This is a genomic window from Geodermatophilus sp. URMC 62 (genome assembly GCF_052931475.1).
Genome location: NZ_JBRFHY010000001.1, coordinates 1,500,850 through 1,514,670, shown reverse-complemented (window position 1 = coordinate 1,514,670; position 13,821 = coordinate 1,500,850). Strand labels below are relative to the sequence as shown.

Here is a 13,821-nt window from a genome sequence, read left to right as displayed (position 1 = left end):
TCGGGAGGGGAGAACGCCGGCGCGGCCCGAGGGCCGCCGGGTCCGGCGCGATCGGGGGTGGCGGGGCGGGGGAGGTGTCGCCGACCATGCCGGGAACGCACCCCGACGACGACGAGGAGGCCGCGATGCCCGGGCCTGCCACCTCCGCCTACCGCGCCGCCCGCGACCAGCTGCTCGCCCTGCGCGGGGACCCCGTGAAGGCCGCGGCCGAGTTCCGCTGGCCGGCGATCGAGGGGCCCTTCAACTGGGCGGTCGACTGGTTCGACGAGATCGCCCGCGGCGTCGAGCGACCGGGGCTGGTGATCTCCGAGGACGACGGCAGCGAGGGCCGGTGGTCCTTCGCCGAGCTGTCCCGCCGCTCGGACCAGGTGGCGGCCTGGTTGCGCGAGCGCGGCGTGCAGCGCGGTGACCGCGTCGTCCTCATGCTCGGCAACCGGGTCGAGCTGTGGGAGTCGATGCTCGCCGTCATGAAGCTCGGGGCGGTCATCCTGCCCACCACCACGGCCCTCCCGCCTGCCGACCTCACCGACCGCATCGGCCGCACCGGCGCCCGGCACGTGGTCGCCGACGCCGCTGAGGCGGCCAAGTTCGACGACGTCCCCGGCGACTACGGCCGCATCGCGGTGGGGGGCGAGCCCGCCGGCTGGGCGCCCTACGCCGACTCCGCCGCTGCCCCCGACCGGCCGCTGGGCCACCCGGGCACCGACCCCGGCGACCCGCTGCTGCTCTACTTCACCAGCGGCACGACCAGCCGGCCCAAGCTCGTCGAGCACACCCAGGTCAGCTACCCCGTCGGGCACCTGTCGACGATGTACTGGCTGGGCCTGCAGCCCGGCGACGTGCACCTCAACATCAGCTCGCCCGGGTGGGCCAAGCACGCGTGGAGCTGTTTCTTCGCGCCGTGGGCGGCCGAGGCCACCGTCTACCTGGCCAACTACCGGCGCTTCGACGCGACGGCGATGCTCGAGCGCATCCGCAGCGCCGGGATCACCACGTTCTGCGCGCCGCCGACGGTCTGGCGGATGCTCATCCAGGCCGACCTGTCCGGCGGGTCGGGGCAGCTGCGCGAGGTCATCGCCGCCGGGGAGCCGCTCAACCCCGAGGTCATCACCCAGGTGCAGCGGCACTGGGGGCTCACCCTGCGCGACGGCTACGGGCAGACCGAGACGACGGCGTCGGTGGGCAACCCGCCCGGCGCGCAGGTCCGGCCGGGCTCGATGGGCCGGCCGCTGCCCGGGGTGCCCGTGGTGCTCGTCGACCCGATCACCGGCCAGCAGGGCGACGACGGCGAGATCTGCCTGGACCTCTCGCAGGAGCCGCTGAGCCTGATGACCGGCTACCAGGGCGACCCCGAGCGGGCGGCCGAGGCGATGGCCGGCGGCTACTACCACACCGGCGACGTCGCGACCCGGGACGCCGACGGCTACATCACCTACGTCGGGCGCACCGACGACGTCTTCAAGGCCAGCGACTACAAGATCAGCCCGTTCGAGCTGGAGAGCGTGCTCATCGAGCACCCGGCGGTGGTCGAGGCCGCCGTCGTCCCGGTGCCCGACCCGGTGCGGGCCGCCGTCCCGAAGGCCTACGTCACCCTCGCGCCGGGCTGGGAGCCGGGCCCGGAGACGGCGCTGGCGGTGCTGCGGCACGCCCGCGAGCGGCTGGCGCCGTTCCTGCGGGTGCGCCGGGTGGAGTTCGCGGAGCTGCCCAAGACGGTCTCCGGGAAGATCCGCCGGGTCGAGCTGCGCGAGCGCGAGGAGCACGCGGCGCCGCGGGGCACCGGCACCGACTACGCCGACACCGACTTCCCGGAGCTGCGCGGGAGCTGAGGTCCTCGTCGCGGCCGTCGTGCTCTGCCCACACCCGTGGGCAGAGCACGACGGCGTCGGCGAGGGGAGGGGTCAGCGGTCGGCGTCGGTGTAGACGACCATCCCGCGGATGTTCTTGCCGTCGCGCATGTCCTGGTAGCCCTGGTTGATGTCCTCCAGGGAGTACCGCGTGGTCACCAGGTCGTCGAGCTTGAGCTGGCCCTCCTGGTAGAGGCTGAGCAGCTCGGGGATCGCCGCGCGCGGGGCCAGGCCGCCGAAGATGGCGCCCTGCAGGTCCTTCTGCAGCAGCGTCAGCTCGAACAGGCTGAGCTTGACGTCGGTGTTGGCCGCGTTGCCCATGCCGGTGACGACGGCGCGGCCGCCCTTCCCGGTCAGGCTCAACGCGGTCTGGATGTCCTCGCCCTGGATGTCGCCGACGGTGATGATCGTCTTGTCGGCCATCCGGCCCCAGGTCAGCTCGTTGACCTTCTCGGTGGCCTCCTCGGCCGACTCGAAGACGTGCGTGGCGCCCAGGTCCATGGCCCACTCGCGCTTGCGGGCCACCGGCTCGATGACCATGACCCGCTTGGCGCCGGCCGCGGCCGCGCCCTGGACGGCGTTCATGCCGACACCGCCGGCGCCCATGACGACGACGCTCTCGCCCGGGCGGACGTCGGCGACCTTGGTGGCCGAGCCCCAGCCGGTGGTGACGCCGCAGCCGACCAGCGCGGCGATCTCCAGCGGGATGTCCGGCTCGATCTTCACCACCGACGCCTGGTGCACGGTGATGTACGGGGAGAACGTGCCGAGCAGGCACATCGGGACGACGTCCTTGCCGCGGGCCTGCACGCGGTAGCTGCCGTCGGAGATCGCCGTCCCGGCCAGCAGGTTCGCGCCCAGGTCGCAGAGGTTCTGCATCCCCTTCGAGCACGGCGGGCACTGCCCGCAGGCGGGGATGAACGCGGTGACGACGTGGTCGCCCTCCTGCAGCCCGGTGACGCCCGGGCCCACCTTGGTGACGACGCCGGACCCCTCGTGCCCGCCGATCACGGGGTAGAAGGCGACCGGCGTGCCGCCGGTGACCAGGTGCTCGTCGCTGTGGCACAGACCCGAGGCGGCCAGCTGGACCTGGACCTCACCCTCCCGGGGATCGCCCAGCTCGATCTCCTCGACCGACCACTCCTCGCCGACACCCCACAGGATCGCGCCCTTGGTCTTCAACCCTCGTCCCTCCGTCCGGCCCGGCCCCCGTTGGCCGGGTCCCGGCGCGTGTGCGCCGCGCCACAGACTCATTCGGGACGGAACCGTCGTCAAGTCGCCCGCGGGGGGACCCTCAGCGGCCGGGGTCGACGGTGACCGCGCTGAAGGGCAGGTGCGGCTCGACCCAGGGGAAGACGACGAACAGCAGCAGCGCGCACACGGCCAGCGCGAGCAGCAGCGAGAGGGCCGCCCGGCTCGCCGTCCCGCCCGGGAGGTGACGCCAGATCCAGCGGTACACGCGCTCCTCCTCAGCCCTCGGTCAGGGCCGGCGGCCCGTCGGGTGCCTGCGCCCTGCTCACGCCCGGGCCGTCGAGGACGGCGTGCACGACCAGCCGCTGCCGCGCCGAGTAGCGGGGGTGGCAGGTGGTGATCGTCAGGTAGGCGCCGGTGGGGCCGGCCGCCGGGTCGTCCGGCGTCGGCGCGATGACCTCCGTCTGCGACGGCGACACCACCTCCACGCCCGGGATGCCGCTGGGATCCGCGGTGGCGTCGCCGGTGACCGGGTCGCCGAGCACCCGGTAGGTGAACCACCCGTCGGCGGTCTCGACGACGATCGGGTCGCCGGGCCGCATCGCGTCGAGGTCGAGGAACGGCGAGCCGCGGCCCACCCGGTGGCCGGCGAACGCGGCGTTGCCCTGCTGGCCGGGCAGCGCCGTCCCGACGTAGTGGCCGGGGCCCTGCGACAGCTGGTCCTCGGCGGTGCCCTCGAGCACCACGCGCGACCAGTCCTCGCCGAGCCGCGGCACGTGCAGCACGACGAACGGCTCGCCCACGGCCACGGCCGCCGGCGGGGCCGGCGCCGCCGGCGCGGTCCCGGACGCGGACCACTCACCCTGCAGCCGGTCGGCGAGCCGGTCCTGGTCGCGCGCGGCGAACAGGTCGGTGACCCACAGCTGGTAGACGACGTAGAGCAGGCAGACGACGCCGAGGGTGACCAGCGTCTGGCCCAGACCACCGGCCAGCGTGCGCCACGCGTCGCCCCGGTGGCGGGCGACCGGGGGAGCGACTGCCATGGCATGACCACGATGCCAGCCGTGCGGCCGTGATCGGGTCCGCGACACTGGGCGGCGTGTCGCAGCTCGCCGCGGACCCGGCGCCGGTGGTCGTGGTGGGCGCCGGCCCAGTCGGCACCACCGCGGCGCTGCTGCTGGCCCGGCAGGGACTGGAGGTCCTGCTGTTGGACCGCCGGCCCCGGCCGCACGACCTCCCCCGCGCGGTCCACCTCGACGACGAGGCGCTGCGGGCGCTGGCCGACGCCGGCGTCGCCGACGGCTTCCTCGCGGTCAGCCGGCCGATGGCGGGCCTGCGGCTGCTCGACGCCGGCCACCGGACGCTGGCGGAGTTCCGCCGCGCGCCGGGAGCGGGGCGGCACGGCTGGCCGCAGGCGTCGATGTTCCACCAGCCCGACCTCGAGCGGCTGCTGCGCGCCGCCGTCGACCGGGCGCCCGGCGTCACCGTCCGCACGGGCGTCGAGGTCGTCGGGCTGGAGGACGCGGACCGGTCCGTCACCGTCCGGGTGCGCCACCACGGGGCCCCGGACCAGGACGTCGTCGCCTCCGCCGTGCTCGGCTGCGACGGCGCGCGCAGCACCGTCCGCGCCCTGCTGGGCGCCCGGATGCGCGACCTCGGCCGGCCCGACCGCTGGCTGGTCGTCGACCTGCGCTCGGCGGCGCCGCTACCGGTCTGGCCGGGGGTTCACCAGGTCTGCGACCCGTCCCGCGCGGCCACGTTCATGCCCGTCGCCGGCGACCGCTACCGCGCCGAGGCGCGGCTGCACCCGGGGGAGGCCCCGGCCGACCTCACCGAGCCGGCGGCGCTGCGTGCCCTGCTCGCGCCCTTCGGTGCGCAGGACGCCGAGGTGGTGCGGGCGGCGGAGTACGTCCACCGCGCCCAGGTCGCCGACCGCTGGCGCCGCGGGCGGGTGCTGCTGGCCGGCGACGCCGCGCACCTCACCCCGCCGTTCGTCGGCCAGGGCCTCGGACTCGGCCTCCGCGACGTCCACCAGCTCGCCTGGAAGGTGGCCGCCGTGGTCGGCGGGACGGCCGGCGAGGAGCTGCTCGACACCCACCAGGCCGAGCGCGAGCCGCACGCGCGGGCGCTGGTCCGGCTGGCGGTGCTGGTCGGGCGGCTGATGACCGGCGGGGGAGCGGCCGCCGCGCCGGTGCGCCGCGGGGTGCTCGCCGCCGTCGCCCGGGTGCCGGCGCTGGCCGCCTACGCCACCGACAGCCGCACGCCGCCGCTGCGCCGCGGGCCGCTGGTGGACCGGCGCGGCCGGGCCGGGCGCCGGCTGGCCGGGACGCTGGTGCCCCGCGCGCGGGTCCGCGTCGACGGGCGGGAGTGCCGGCTCGACGACGTCCTCGGGACCGGGCCGGCGGTGCTCACCGCGGCCGGCGACGGCGTCCTGACCGTCGAGGCCGGCGGGCGGCGGACGCGGGTCGGCGACGTCGACGGCGTGCTCGCCGCGTGGCTGCGGTCGGGCCGGGCCACCTCCGTCGCGGTCCGGCCCGACCGCATCGTGCGCGCCGCGTGCTGACCTGCCGGCGCGTGCGGGCCGGGCGCCGGGGGTAGGGGCGGTCCATGCAGATCGACAAGGACCAGATCCTCCAGCTGCTGCGCTCCCAGGGCGACGACGCCAAGGCGCAGCAGGCCGACCAGGAACTGCCCGGCCAGGTCGACACCGACCAGCACGCCGGCCTGCTGCAGAAGCTCGGCCTCGACCCGATGGACCTCGTGAAGATGCTCAGCGGCGGCGGGGGCCAGGGTGGCGGCCTCGGCGGCGCGATCGGCGGCATCCTCGGCCGCTGAGGCAGCCCCTCCCCGACCGGACCCCGCCCCCTCCCGGCCCGGGAGCGGGCGGGGTGTTCGTCGTGCACGACACTGTGACGCGCACTACGAACCGGCTATCGTGGGCGGGCTGCCCGCCTCCGGAGGTCGCCGTGCCCGCAGAGACCCGCGCCCCCGCTCCGCCGTCCCGTCCACCGCGGTGACCGCCGTCCCGCTGCGGGCCGGCCCGCTCACGACCCGCCTCCCGATCCGGCTGGTGATCGTCGACGACCACGCCATCGTCCGGCAGGGGCTGCGCTCGATCCTGGAGCGCGAGCCGGACGTCGAGGTGGTCGGCGAGGCCACCACCGCCGCCGACGCGCTCGACCTGGTCGCCCGGGTCCGGCCGCACATCGTGCTGCTCGACCTCGAGCTGTCGGCCGGCTCCGACCTCACCGGGCTCGCCCTGTGCGGCGAGCTCACCGCCCGCACACCGGCCCCCGGCGTCCTGGTGGTGACGACGTTCCTCGACGAGCGGCTGGTGCTCGAGGCCATCCAGCGCGGCGCCCGCGGCTACGTGCTCAAGGACGTCGACGCCGTCGCGCTGGTGGCCGCCATCCGCGCGGTGCGCCGCGGGGAGAGTGCCTTCGACAGCCACAGCGCGGCGATGGTGGTGCGGTCGCTGGCCGCCCCGGCGCCGCCCTCGCCGTCGTCGCCGGACCTGACCGGCCGCGAGCGGGAGGTGCTGGCGCTCCTGGCCCGGGGCCTGTCCAACGAGGCGATCGGCCGCGAGCTCTACATCTCGGCGACGACGGCGAAGTTCCACGTCACCAACCTGATGCGCAAGCTCGCCGTCTCCCGCCGCGCCGAGGCGGTGTACGCCGGCTCCAAGCTGGGGCTCATCTGAGCGGTGCCGTCCGCGGTCGCCGCAGCCCCGTCCGGCGGTGGCGCGGGGCGGCCGGGCTCCCTAGGGTGTGGCGCGGGTCACACCTCAGCCCCGGGTGGTGGCCCGCTCAGCTGCGGCGCCCGTGCGCGAGCGGCGCCGCGCCGGCCCCGGCGACGCCCGGCGGGCCGGCACCGACCGAACGGTGCCCCGCGTGCCGCGACCCCGGACCTCGCCTGTGCGGGGTGTCCCAGGTCGGGCGGCGGCGGGCCGGGGGGAGCAGCCGGTGAGCGCTCGAGACGTCGTCCACGGCCCGCGCCGCCGCAGGCGCCTGCGGAGGCCGGCCCGCGCGGTGCTCGGGGGCGCCGTCGGCGCCCTCGTCCTCGGCGTGGTGCCGCCCGCGGCCGCCCAGGAGGAGGCGGCCCCGGGGTACCCCGGTCAGGCGGCGGACTGGTCGCCCGGCGACAAGGACGGCTTCGGCACCGCGATCGGCGCCCTGGACAGCCGGGTCTGGTACACGCTCAACGACGGCACGCTCAGCGAGGTCTACGCGCCGCGCATCGACACCCCGAGCTCGCGGGACACCCAGCTGGTCGTCACCGACGGGGCCACCTTCGCCGACCGCGAGGACGAGGACACCGAGTCCGTCGTCGAGCTGGTCGACCCGCGGGCGCTGGTCTACCGGCAGACGAACACCGCGACCAGCGGCCGGTACCGGATCACCAAGACCTACACGACCGACCCCGACCGGTCGGCGGTGCTCGTCGACGTGCAGGTGGAGTCCCTCGACGGGCAGCCCTACCAGGTCTACGTGCTGCACGACGTGGGCCTGGGCCTCAACGCCAACGACGACACCGGCCGCTCCGCCGACGGGCGGCTGCTGGCCACCGACGGCGCGCTGAGCAGCGCGGTCGCGAGCTCCGGCGGCCTCACCGACACCTCCAGCGGCTACCTCGAGCGCAGCGACGGCTGGTCCGACCTGCGTGACGACTTCGTGCTCGACGACACCTGGGACGCGCCCACCCCGGGCAACGTCGTCCAGATCGGGCGGACCGGCCTCACCGGCCTGGACGGCGCGCAGCGGCTCACGCTGGCGCTGGGGTTCGGGACGACGGAGGACGAGGCCGCGCAGGCCGCCGACCAGGCCCTCGACCGCGGCTTCGGCGCCGCCCTGCAGGCCTACACCGACGGCTGGCACGGCTACCTCGACGGGCTCGCCCCGGCGCCGGCCAGCGTCGGGGAGTGGCGGACCGAGTACGACGTGTCGGCCATGGTGCTCGCGGCGAGCGAGGACAAGACGTTCCGCGGCGGCTTCGTCGCCTCGCCGGGCAAGCCGTGGGCGTGGGCGAACGAGCTGCAGCACCTCCCCGTCTACCACGAGGTCTGGTCGCGCGACCTGTACCAGGTCGCCAGCGGTCTGCAGGCCATGGGCGACGTCGCGGCCGCGAACCGCGCCCTGGACCACCTGTGGACGGTGCAGCAGCGCCCCGACGGGTCCTTCCCGCAGAACGCGCGGCTCGACGGCGAGCCGGTCTTCGGCGGGCTGCAGATGGACGAGGTCGCCCTGCCGATCGTCCTCGCCTGGCAGCTGGGCCGGACCGGTCCGGAGGACTGGGCGCGGATCCGGCTGTCGGCGGACTTCCTGGTGGCCGAGGGCCCGGAGACCGACCAGGAGCGGTGGGAGAACCTCGGCGGGTGGTCGCCGAACACCATCGCCGCCGAGATCGCCGGCCTGGTCACCGCGGCCGACGTCGCGCAGGCCAACGGCGACGACGCCCGCGCGCAGACCTACCTGGCTACCGCCGACCGGTGGCGCGCGGAGCTGCCCGGCTGGACGGTCACGACGAACGGGCCGCTGTCGTCCGAGCCGTACTACCTGCGGATCACCGCCGACGGGAACGCGGACGCCGGCACGCAGATCCAGATCTCCGACGGCGGCCCGCTGGTCGACCAGCGGACGGTGCTCGACCCGAGCTTCCTGGACCTGGTGCGGTTCGGCATCGTGCCGGCCGACGACCCGGCCGTCCTCAACACGCTGCGCCTGATCGACGAACAGCTGGGCTACGACACCGCCAACGGGCGGTTCTGGCACCGGGCGAGCTTCGACGGCTACGGCGAGAAGGCCGACGGCACCCAGTGGGAGCCGGTGGACCCGGGCTCGGGGGAGACGATCGGCCGCGGCTGGCCGCTGCTGACCGGCGAGCGCGGCGAGTACGAGCTGGTCACCGGCGCCAGTGCCCAGGAACGGCTGGACACGATGGCGCGCTCGGCCGACGACGCGTCGTTCTTCCTCGCCGAGCAGGTGTGGGACGACCGGCCGCCGTCGGCGGAGGGGACGGAGTTCGTCCCCGGTGAGCCAACGTTCTCGGCGACACCGCTGGCCTGGTCGCACGCCGTGTTCCTCCGGCTGGCCCGCGCGATCGACGCCGGCCGCCCGGTGGACACGCCCGACGTCGTCGCCTGCCGGTACGGCTCGTCGCTCTGCCAGGGCTGACCGGCCGGGCCGGCGGCCCGTCCGCGGACGGGCCGCCGGCTCAGCCCTCCGCGACGCGCTTGATCGCGGCCAGGGTGGCCGGGATGCCCTCGTGCGCCATGCGGGTGCGCAGCTCCACCTGCTCCTGCGCACCCTCGCCGTAGCGCTCGGCCATCAGCGCCACGCCGCCGGGCAGGTACGCCCACGACTCGGTGAGCCGCGTGCCGCCGTCCACCGGCTCGAGCGTGTAGCCCCACCGCACCCACGAGCCGCCGACCAGCCAGGCGAACTCCCGACCGCGGTCGGCGACGGCCACCTGGCTGCGGGTCTCCCAGGTGCGCGCGGGGGTCACGTTGCGGCCGGTGAACCAGTCGCCCACGCGGCCGGTGGCGCCCTCGTCCCACCAGCAGGCCACGCACACCGGGCTCCACTCGCCGGTCCGGGTCACGTCGCTGACCAGGTCGTAGACCGCCTCCGGCGAGGCGGCGACGACGATCGAGTCGGAGAAGGTGAGGTCCTCGGTCACCCCGGCAGTGTCTCTCGGCCCCGTCCGGAGGCTCGCGCCGAGCCTGCGAGGCGTGAGGGGGACGGGGCCTTCCTCAGCGGGCGGAGGCGCGGGTGACGACGTCGGTGGCCCAGGTCTCCAGTCCTTCCTTCTGCCTGCGGGAGCCGTCGGCGCGGACGGTACGAGCGGCGTTCCACCCGGCGGGAGGGGTCGCCGGGGGGAACCGGCCGTCCGGAGGAGCAGGTCGGCCCGTCCGGCCAGGTGCGCCTGCCCGACCGGAGGGGGGCGGCATGCTGCGGGGGTGACCACTGCCACCACCTACGACGTCGCCGCCGTCCGTGCCGACTTCCCCGCCCTGCGCGCCGGCGCCGCGCACTTCGACGGCCCCGGCGGCTCCCAGGTGCCGCGGCAGGTGGCCGAGGCGGTGGCGGCCACCCTGGTGGCCCCGATCGCCAACCGGGGGCAGGTGACCGAGGCCGAGCGCAACGCCGACGCCGTCGTCGTGGCCGCGCGGTCCGCGGTCGCCGACCTGGTGGCCGGCGACCCGGGCGGCGTCGTCTTCGGCCGGTCGATGACCCAGCTGACCTACGACCTGTCCCGCGCGCTGTCGGCCGGCTGGGGCCCCGGGGACGAGGTCGTGGTCACCCGCCTCGACCACGACGCCAACGTCCGCCCGTGGGTGCAGGCCGCCGCCGCGCGCGGGGCCACCGTCCGCTGGGCCGACCTCGACCCCGACACCGGCGAGCTCACCCCCGAGGCGGTCGCCGCGGTGCTCACCGACCGGACCCGGCTGGTGGCCGTCACCGGCGCGTCCAACCTCATCGGCACCCGGCCCGACGTCCCCGCGGTCACCGCGCTGGCGCACCGGGCCGGCGCGCTGGCCTACGTCGACGGCGTGCACCTCACCGCGCACTCGGCGGTCGACGTCGCCGCGCTCGGGGCCGACCTCTACGCCTGCTCGCCGTACAAGTTCCTCGGCCCGCACCTGGGCTGCGTCGTCGCCGCGCCCTCGCTGCTGGAGACGCTGCACCCGGACAAGCTGCTGCCCTCCACCGACGCCGTCCCCGAGCGCTTCGAGCTGGGCACGCTGCCCTACGAGCTGCTCGCCGGCACCACCGCGGCGGTGGACTACCTGGCGGCGCTGGGCGGGGCCGACGGGGACCGGCGGGCACGGCTGGTCGCGGGCCTGTCCGCCGTCGAGGCGCACGAGGACCGGCTGCGGGAGCGCGTGGAGGAGGCCGTCGCCGGGCTGCCCGGCGTCACCCTGTGGTCGCGGGCGGCGCACCGGACGCCGACGCTGCTGCTCACCTGGGCCGACCGGCCGGCCGCCGAGGTGTCGCGTGCGCTGGCCGGGCGCGGCGTCAACGCGCCGGCCGGCTCGTTCTACGCGATCGAGGCCTCCCGCCGGCTCGGGCTCGGCGACGCCGGCGGGCTGCGCATCGGGCTGGCGCCCTACAGCGACGACGCCGACGTCGACCGCCTGCTGGAGGGCCTCCGCGAGGCGTCGGCCTGACCTCGCGCTCGCTCAGCCGATCCGAGCCGCGCGACCGCGGTGTGTGCACCCGGCGCGGACGGGGGGCCCCGGGACCGCGTCGTGTGCACACCGTGAGCGGGCGGCGTCACGCCGGGGCGCGGAGCTCGGGGAAGCCGGCCGCGAGCTGGCCGAAGGCGGTGCGCAGGGTGTCGGCCAGCGTGGCCCGGTCGTCGCCGAGCCACACCTCGAACGCCGTGGTGGCCGCCGCGCGGGTGGTCGTGGCGACCAGCCGGGGGAGCAGCCCCGCCGGGTCCTCCCCGCGGCGCCGCGCCACGTACCGCGCCACCACCCGGTCGACGTCGGCGTAGCGCACCTGCGAGTGGGCCAGCAGCGCCGGCTCGGTGAGGATCAGCCGCATCCGCTGGCGCAGCACCGGCAGGTCGGCCCCGGCGTAGGCGTTGGCCTCGACGTAGGCGCCGAAGACGGCCGGCAGGACCGGGACGTCGTCGCCGGCGGCGGCGAGCAGGCCGGCCAGCCGGGACACGTGGCCGGCGAAGTCGCCCCACACGGCGTCGGCCTTGCTGCCCACGTGCCGGAAGAACGTGCGCCGGCTGGTGCCCGCGGCCGCGGCGATCTCCTCGATCGTCACCTGCTCGAACCCCTCCGCGGTGAACAGCTCCAGGGCCGCCTGCTCGATCCGCGCGCGCGTCGCCGCACGGACGCCGCCGACGGCGCGGGGGAGGGCCGTGGGGGCGTCCGGCACCGGCCCGGGGGCGGCGGGACCCGGCGACGTGCTCACCGACCCATCCTCGCCCACCCGGTCGGACGGGGCGGTCCCCGCCGACCGGGCGGGTCGCGGGGACGCGCTTGCCGGTGGCACCCGGTGTCTCTAACGTCCTCGCCATCCCCGTCCCCCGGAACCCGGAGGTCCGCATGCCCGAGACGACGAAGACCGAGACCCAGGCCGAGACCCAGGCGACCGTGGCCGAGGAGGCGCTGGTCGAGGAGTCCCTCGTCGAGGAGGTCTCCATCGACGGCATGTGCGGCGTCTACTGAGCCGACCGACGTGACCTCGACCGCTCCGGCCGCGGACGTCTCCGACCCCGCCGCGTTCGACCCGGCTGTGTTCGACCCAGCTGTGTTCGACCCAGCACTGCCCTGGCGGCGCGCCCGGTCGGTGGCCCTGCGGCCGGAGCCGTTCGGGGCGCTGGTCTACCACTTCGGCAACCGGAAGCTGTCGTTCCTCAAGTCGAGGACGCTGGTCGCCGTCGTCGAGGCGCTCGCCGACCAGCCCAGCGCCGACGCGACCCTGCTCGCGTGCGGCGTCCCCGAGGCCCAGCGGCCCGCCTACGTGAAGGCGCTCGCCGACCTCGCCCGCTCGAACATGATCGAACCCCGGGAGACCCCGTGACCGCCGTCGTCCCCCAGCGTCCCGTCGGTGGGCGCCTGGTCGACCAGTTCGAGTACGGCCTCGACGCCCCCATCTGCCTGACCTGGGAGCTCACCTACGCCTGCAACCTGGCGTGCGTGCACTGCCTGTCCTCCTCGGGACGGCGCGACCCGCGCGAGCTGACGACGGCCGAGGCCGAGGGCGTCATCGACGAGCTGCAGCGGATGCAGGTCTTCTACGTCAACGTCGGCGGCGGCGAGCCGACCGTGCGGCCGGACTTCTGGCACCTGCTCGACTACGCCATCGGCCACGACGTCGGCGTCAAGTTCTCCACCAACGGCGTCAAGCTCGACCGCACCCGGGCGCGGCAGCTGGCGGCCACCGACTACGTCGACGTGCAGATCTCCCTGGACGGCGCCACCGCCGAGGTCAACGACCGGGTCCGCGGCACCGGCTCGTTCGCCACCGCCACGAAGGCGCTGGAGAACCTGGCCGAGGCCGGGATGAAGGACTTCAAGGTCTCCGTCGTCGTCACCCGGGAGAACGTCTCCCAGCTCGACGCGTTCCGGGCGCTGACCGACCGCTACGGCGCCCAGCTGCGGATCACCCGGCTGCGCCCCTCGGGCCGCGGCGCCGACGTCTGGGACCAGCTGCACCCCACCCAGGCCCAGCAGCGGGAGCTGTACTCGTGGCTGCTGGCCAACGGCGACCGGGTGCTCACCGGCGACTCGTTCTTCCACCTGTCGGCCTACGGCGAGGCGCTGCCCGGGCTCAACCTGTGCGGCGCCGGGCGGGTGGTGTGCCTCATCGACCCGGTCGGCGACGTCTACGCCTGCCCGTTCGCCATCCACGAGCAGTTCCTCGCCGGCAACGTCCGCAGCGAGGGCGGCTTCCAACGGGTCTGGCAGTCCTCGGAGCTGTTCGCCGAGCTGCGCAGCCCGCAGACCGGCGGCGCGTGCACGAAGTGTGCGCACTTCGACGCCTGCCGCGGCGGCTGCATGGCGGCGAAGTTCTTCACCGGCCTGCCGCTGGACGGGCCCGACCCCGAGTGCGTGCAGGGGTACGGCGAGTCCGCCCTGGCCGCGCGCGACCTCGAGCTGATCACGCCGAAGAGCCACGTCGACCACTCGCACACCGGCCCCGTGCGCGGTCAGCCGACGCTGCTCGGCATGCCGGCGGTCCCGCCGGCCAGGATCTGCGACGAGTCGCCCCTGGCCGGCTTTGCCGGCTGACCCTCAGCGCAGGGTCACCAGCGTCGGTCCCTCGGG

The 13,821-nt window shown here is 75.8% G+C and carries 14 protein-coding genes; 9 read left to right on the top strand and 5 right to left on the bottom strand.

The genetic code is table 11. The annotated features are described in order from the left end of the window. Positions 1 to 86: 86 nt before the first annotated feature. The gene (locus ACU616_RS07285) at positions 87 to 1,826 is read left to right on the top strand and encodes an AMP-binding protein (RefSeq protein ID WP_446757810.1); all 1,740 of its coding nucleotides are present in this window, start codon (positions 87 to 89) and stop codon (positions 1,824 to 1,826) included. A gap of 72 nt (positions 1,827 to 1,898) precedes the next feature. Here ACU616_RS07285 and ACU616_RS07280 read toward each other — a convergent pair whose 3' ends face one another. The 3 genes from ACU616_RS07280 to ACU616_RS07270 all read right to left on the bottom strand — a co-directional run bounded on the left by ACU616_RS07280 (position 1,899) and on the right by ACU616_RS07270 (position 4,078). Then, positions 1,899 to 3,026 (bottom strand): NDMA-dependent alcohol dehydrogenase, encoded by a 1,128-nt coding sequence (locus ACU616_RS07280; protein WP_446757809.1) that lies wholly within the window; start codon positions 3,024 to 3,026, stop codon positions 1,899 to 1,901. A gap of 112 nt (positions 3,027 to 3,138) precedes the next feature. Then, complete coding sequence (locus tag ACU616_RS07275; protein WP_446757808.1) at positions 3,139 to 3,303, bottom strand: hypothetical protein; 165 nt, start codon at positions 3,301 to 3,303, stop codon at positions 3,139 to 3,141. A 10-nt stretch (positions 3,304 to 3,313) separates the two neighbouring features. Next, positions 3,314 to 4,078, bottom strand: coding sequence for a class E sortase (locus ACU616_RS07270; RefSeq protein WP_446757807.1), 765 nt, complete (start codon positions 4,076 to 4,078; stop codon positions 3,314 to 3,316). 56 nt (positions 4,079 to 4,134) lie between these two features. On the opposite strand from ACU616_RS07270, the gene ACU616_RS07265 reads away from it, so the two are divergent. The 4 genes from ACU616_RS07265 to ACU616_RS07250 all read left to right on the top strand — a co-directional run bounded on the left by ACU616_RS07265 (position 4,135) and on the right by ACU616_RS07250 (position 9,205). Then, positions 4,135 to 5,598: a bifunctional 3-(3-hydroxy-phenyl)propionate/3-hydroxycinnamic acid hydroxylase gene (locus ACU616_RS07265; RefSeq protein WP_446757806.1), complete on the top strand. Its 1,464-nt coding sequence runs from the start codon at positions 4,135 to 4,137 to the stop codon at positions 5,596 to 5,598. A gap of 44 nt (positions 5,599 to 5,642) precedes the next feature. Beyond that, complete coding sequence (locus tag ACU616_RS07260; RefSeq protein WP_446757805.1) at positions 5,643 to 5,870, top strand: hypothetical protein; 228 nt, start codon at positions 5,643 to 5,645, stop codon at positions 5,868 to 5,870. A 178-nt stretch (positions 5,871 to 6,048) separates the two neighbouring features. Further along, a complete protein-coding gene (locus ACU616_RS07255) occupies positions 6,049 to 6,735 on the top strand; it encodes a MadR family response regulator transcription factor (protein ID WP_446757804.1) in 687 nt (228 codons plus the stop codon). A 262-nt stretch (positions 6,736 to 6,997) separates the two neighbouring features. Then, complete coding sequence (locus tag ACU616_RS07250; protein ID WP_446757803.1) at positions 6,998 to 9,205, top strand: glycoside hydrolase family 15 protein; 2,208 nt, start codon at positions 6,998 to 7,000, stop codon at positions 9,203 to 9,205. A 40-nt stretch (positions 9,206 to 9,245) separates the two neighbouring features. On the opposite strand, the gene ACU616_RS07245 is transcribed toward ACU616_RS07250, so the two are convergent. Next, complete coding sequence (locus ACU616_RS07245) at positions 9,246 to 9,710, bottom strand: SRPBCC family protein (RefSeq protein WP_446757802.1); 465 nt, start codon at positions 9,708 to 9,710, stop codon at positions 9,246 to 9,248. 280 nt (positions 9,711 to 9,990) lie between these two features. Here ACU616_RS07245 and ACU616_RS07240 point away from each other — a divergent pair, with 280 nt between their 5' ends. Next, positions 9,991 to 11,202 carry a cysteine desulfurase-like protein gene (locus tag ACU616_RS07240; RefSeq protein ID WP_446757801.1) on the top strand — a complete coding sequence of 404 codons (1,212 nt, stop codon included), beginning with the start codon at positions 9,991 to 9,993 and terminating at the stop codon, positions 11,200 to 11,202. Between the two features lie 106 nt (positions 11,203 to 11,308). Here ACU616_RS07240 and mftR read toward each other — a convergent pair whose 3' ends face one another. After that, positions 11,309 to 11,962, bottom strand: a complete 654-nt coding sequence (gene mftR / locus ACU616_RS07235; RefSeq protein WP_446757800.1) for a mycofactocin system transcriptional regulator — start codon at positions 11,960 to 11,962, stop codon at positions 11,309 to 11,311. A gap of 134 nt (positions 11,963 to 12,096) precedes the next feature. Between mftR and mftA the strand changes: the two genes are divergently transcribed. From mftA to mftC, 3 genes are read left to right on the top strand one after another with little or no spacing between them, the layout of a single operon-like run. Beyond that, positions 12,097 to 12,219: a mycofactocin precursor MftA gene (mftA, locus tag ACU616_RS07230; RefSeq protein ID WP_446757799.1), complete on the top strand. Its 123-nt coding sequence runs from the start codon at positions 12,097 to 12,099 to the stop codon at positions 12,217 to 12,219. A 10-nt stretch (positions 12,220 to 12,229) separates the two neighbouring features. After that, positions 12,230 to 12,574, top strand: a complete 345-nt coding sequence (gene mftB, locus ACU616_RS07225) for a mycofactocin biosynthesis chaperone MftB (protein ID WP_446757798.1) — start codon at positions 12,230 to 12,232, stop codon at positions 12,572 to 12,574. Continuing rightward, positions 12,571 to 13,785, top strand: a complete 1,215-nt coding sequence (gene mftC, locus ACU616_RS07220) for a mycofactocin radical SAM maturase (RefSeq protein ID WP_446757797.1) — start codon at positions 12,571 to 12,573, stop codon at positions 13,783 to 13,785. The genes mftB and mftC overlap by 4 nt, the downstream gene beginning before the upstream one ends. Positions 13,786 to 13,821: the final 36 nt, after the last annotated feature.

Coding starts and splice junctions, on each gene's coding strand:
- ACU616_RS07285 (WP_446757810.1), top strand. CDS start 87: ATGCCGGGAACGCACCCCGACGACGACGAGGAGGCCGCGATGCCCGGG.
- ACU616_RS07270 (WP_446757807.1), bottom strand. CDS start 4,078: ATGGCAGTCGCTCCCCCGGTCGCCCGCCACCGGGGCGACGCGTGGCGC.
- ACU616_RS07260 (WP_446757805.1), top strand. CDS start 5,643: ATGCAGATCGACAAGGACCAGATCCTCCAGCTGCTGCGCTCCCAGGGC.
- mftA (WP_446757799.1), top strand. CDS start 12,097: ATGCCCGAGACGACGAAGACCGAGACCCAGGCCGAGACCCAGGCGACC.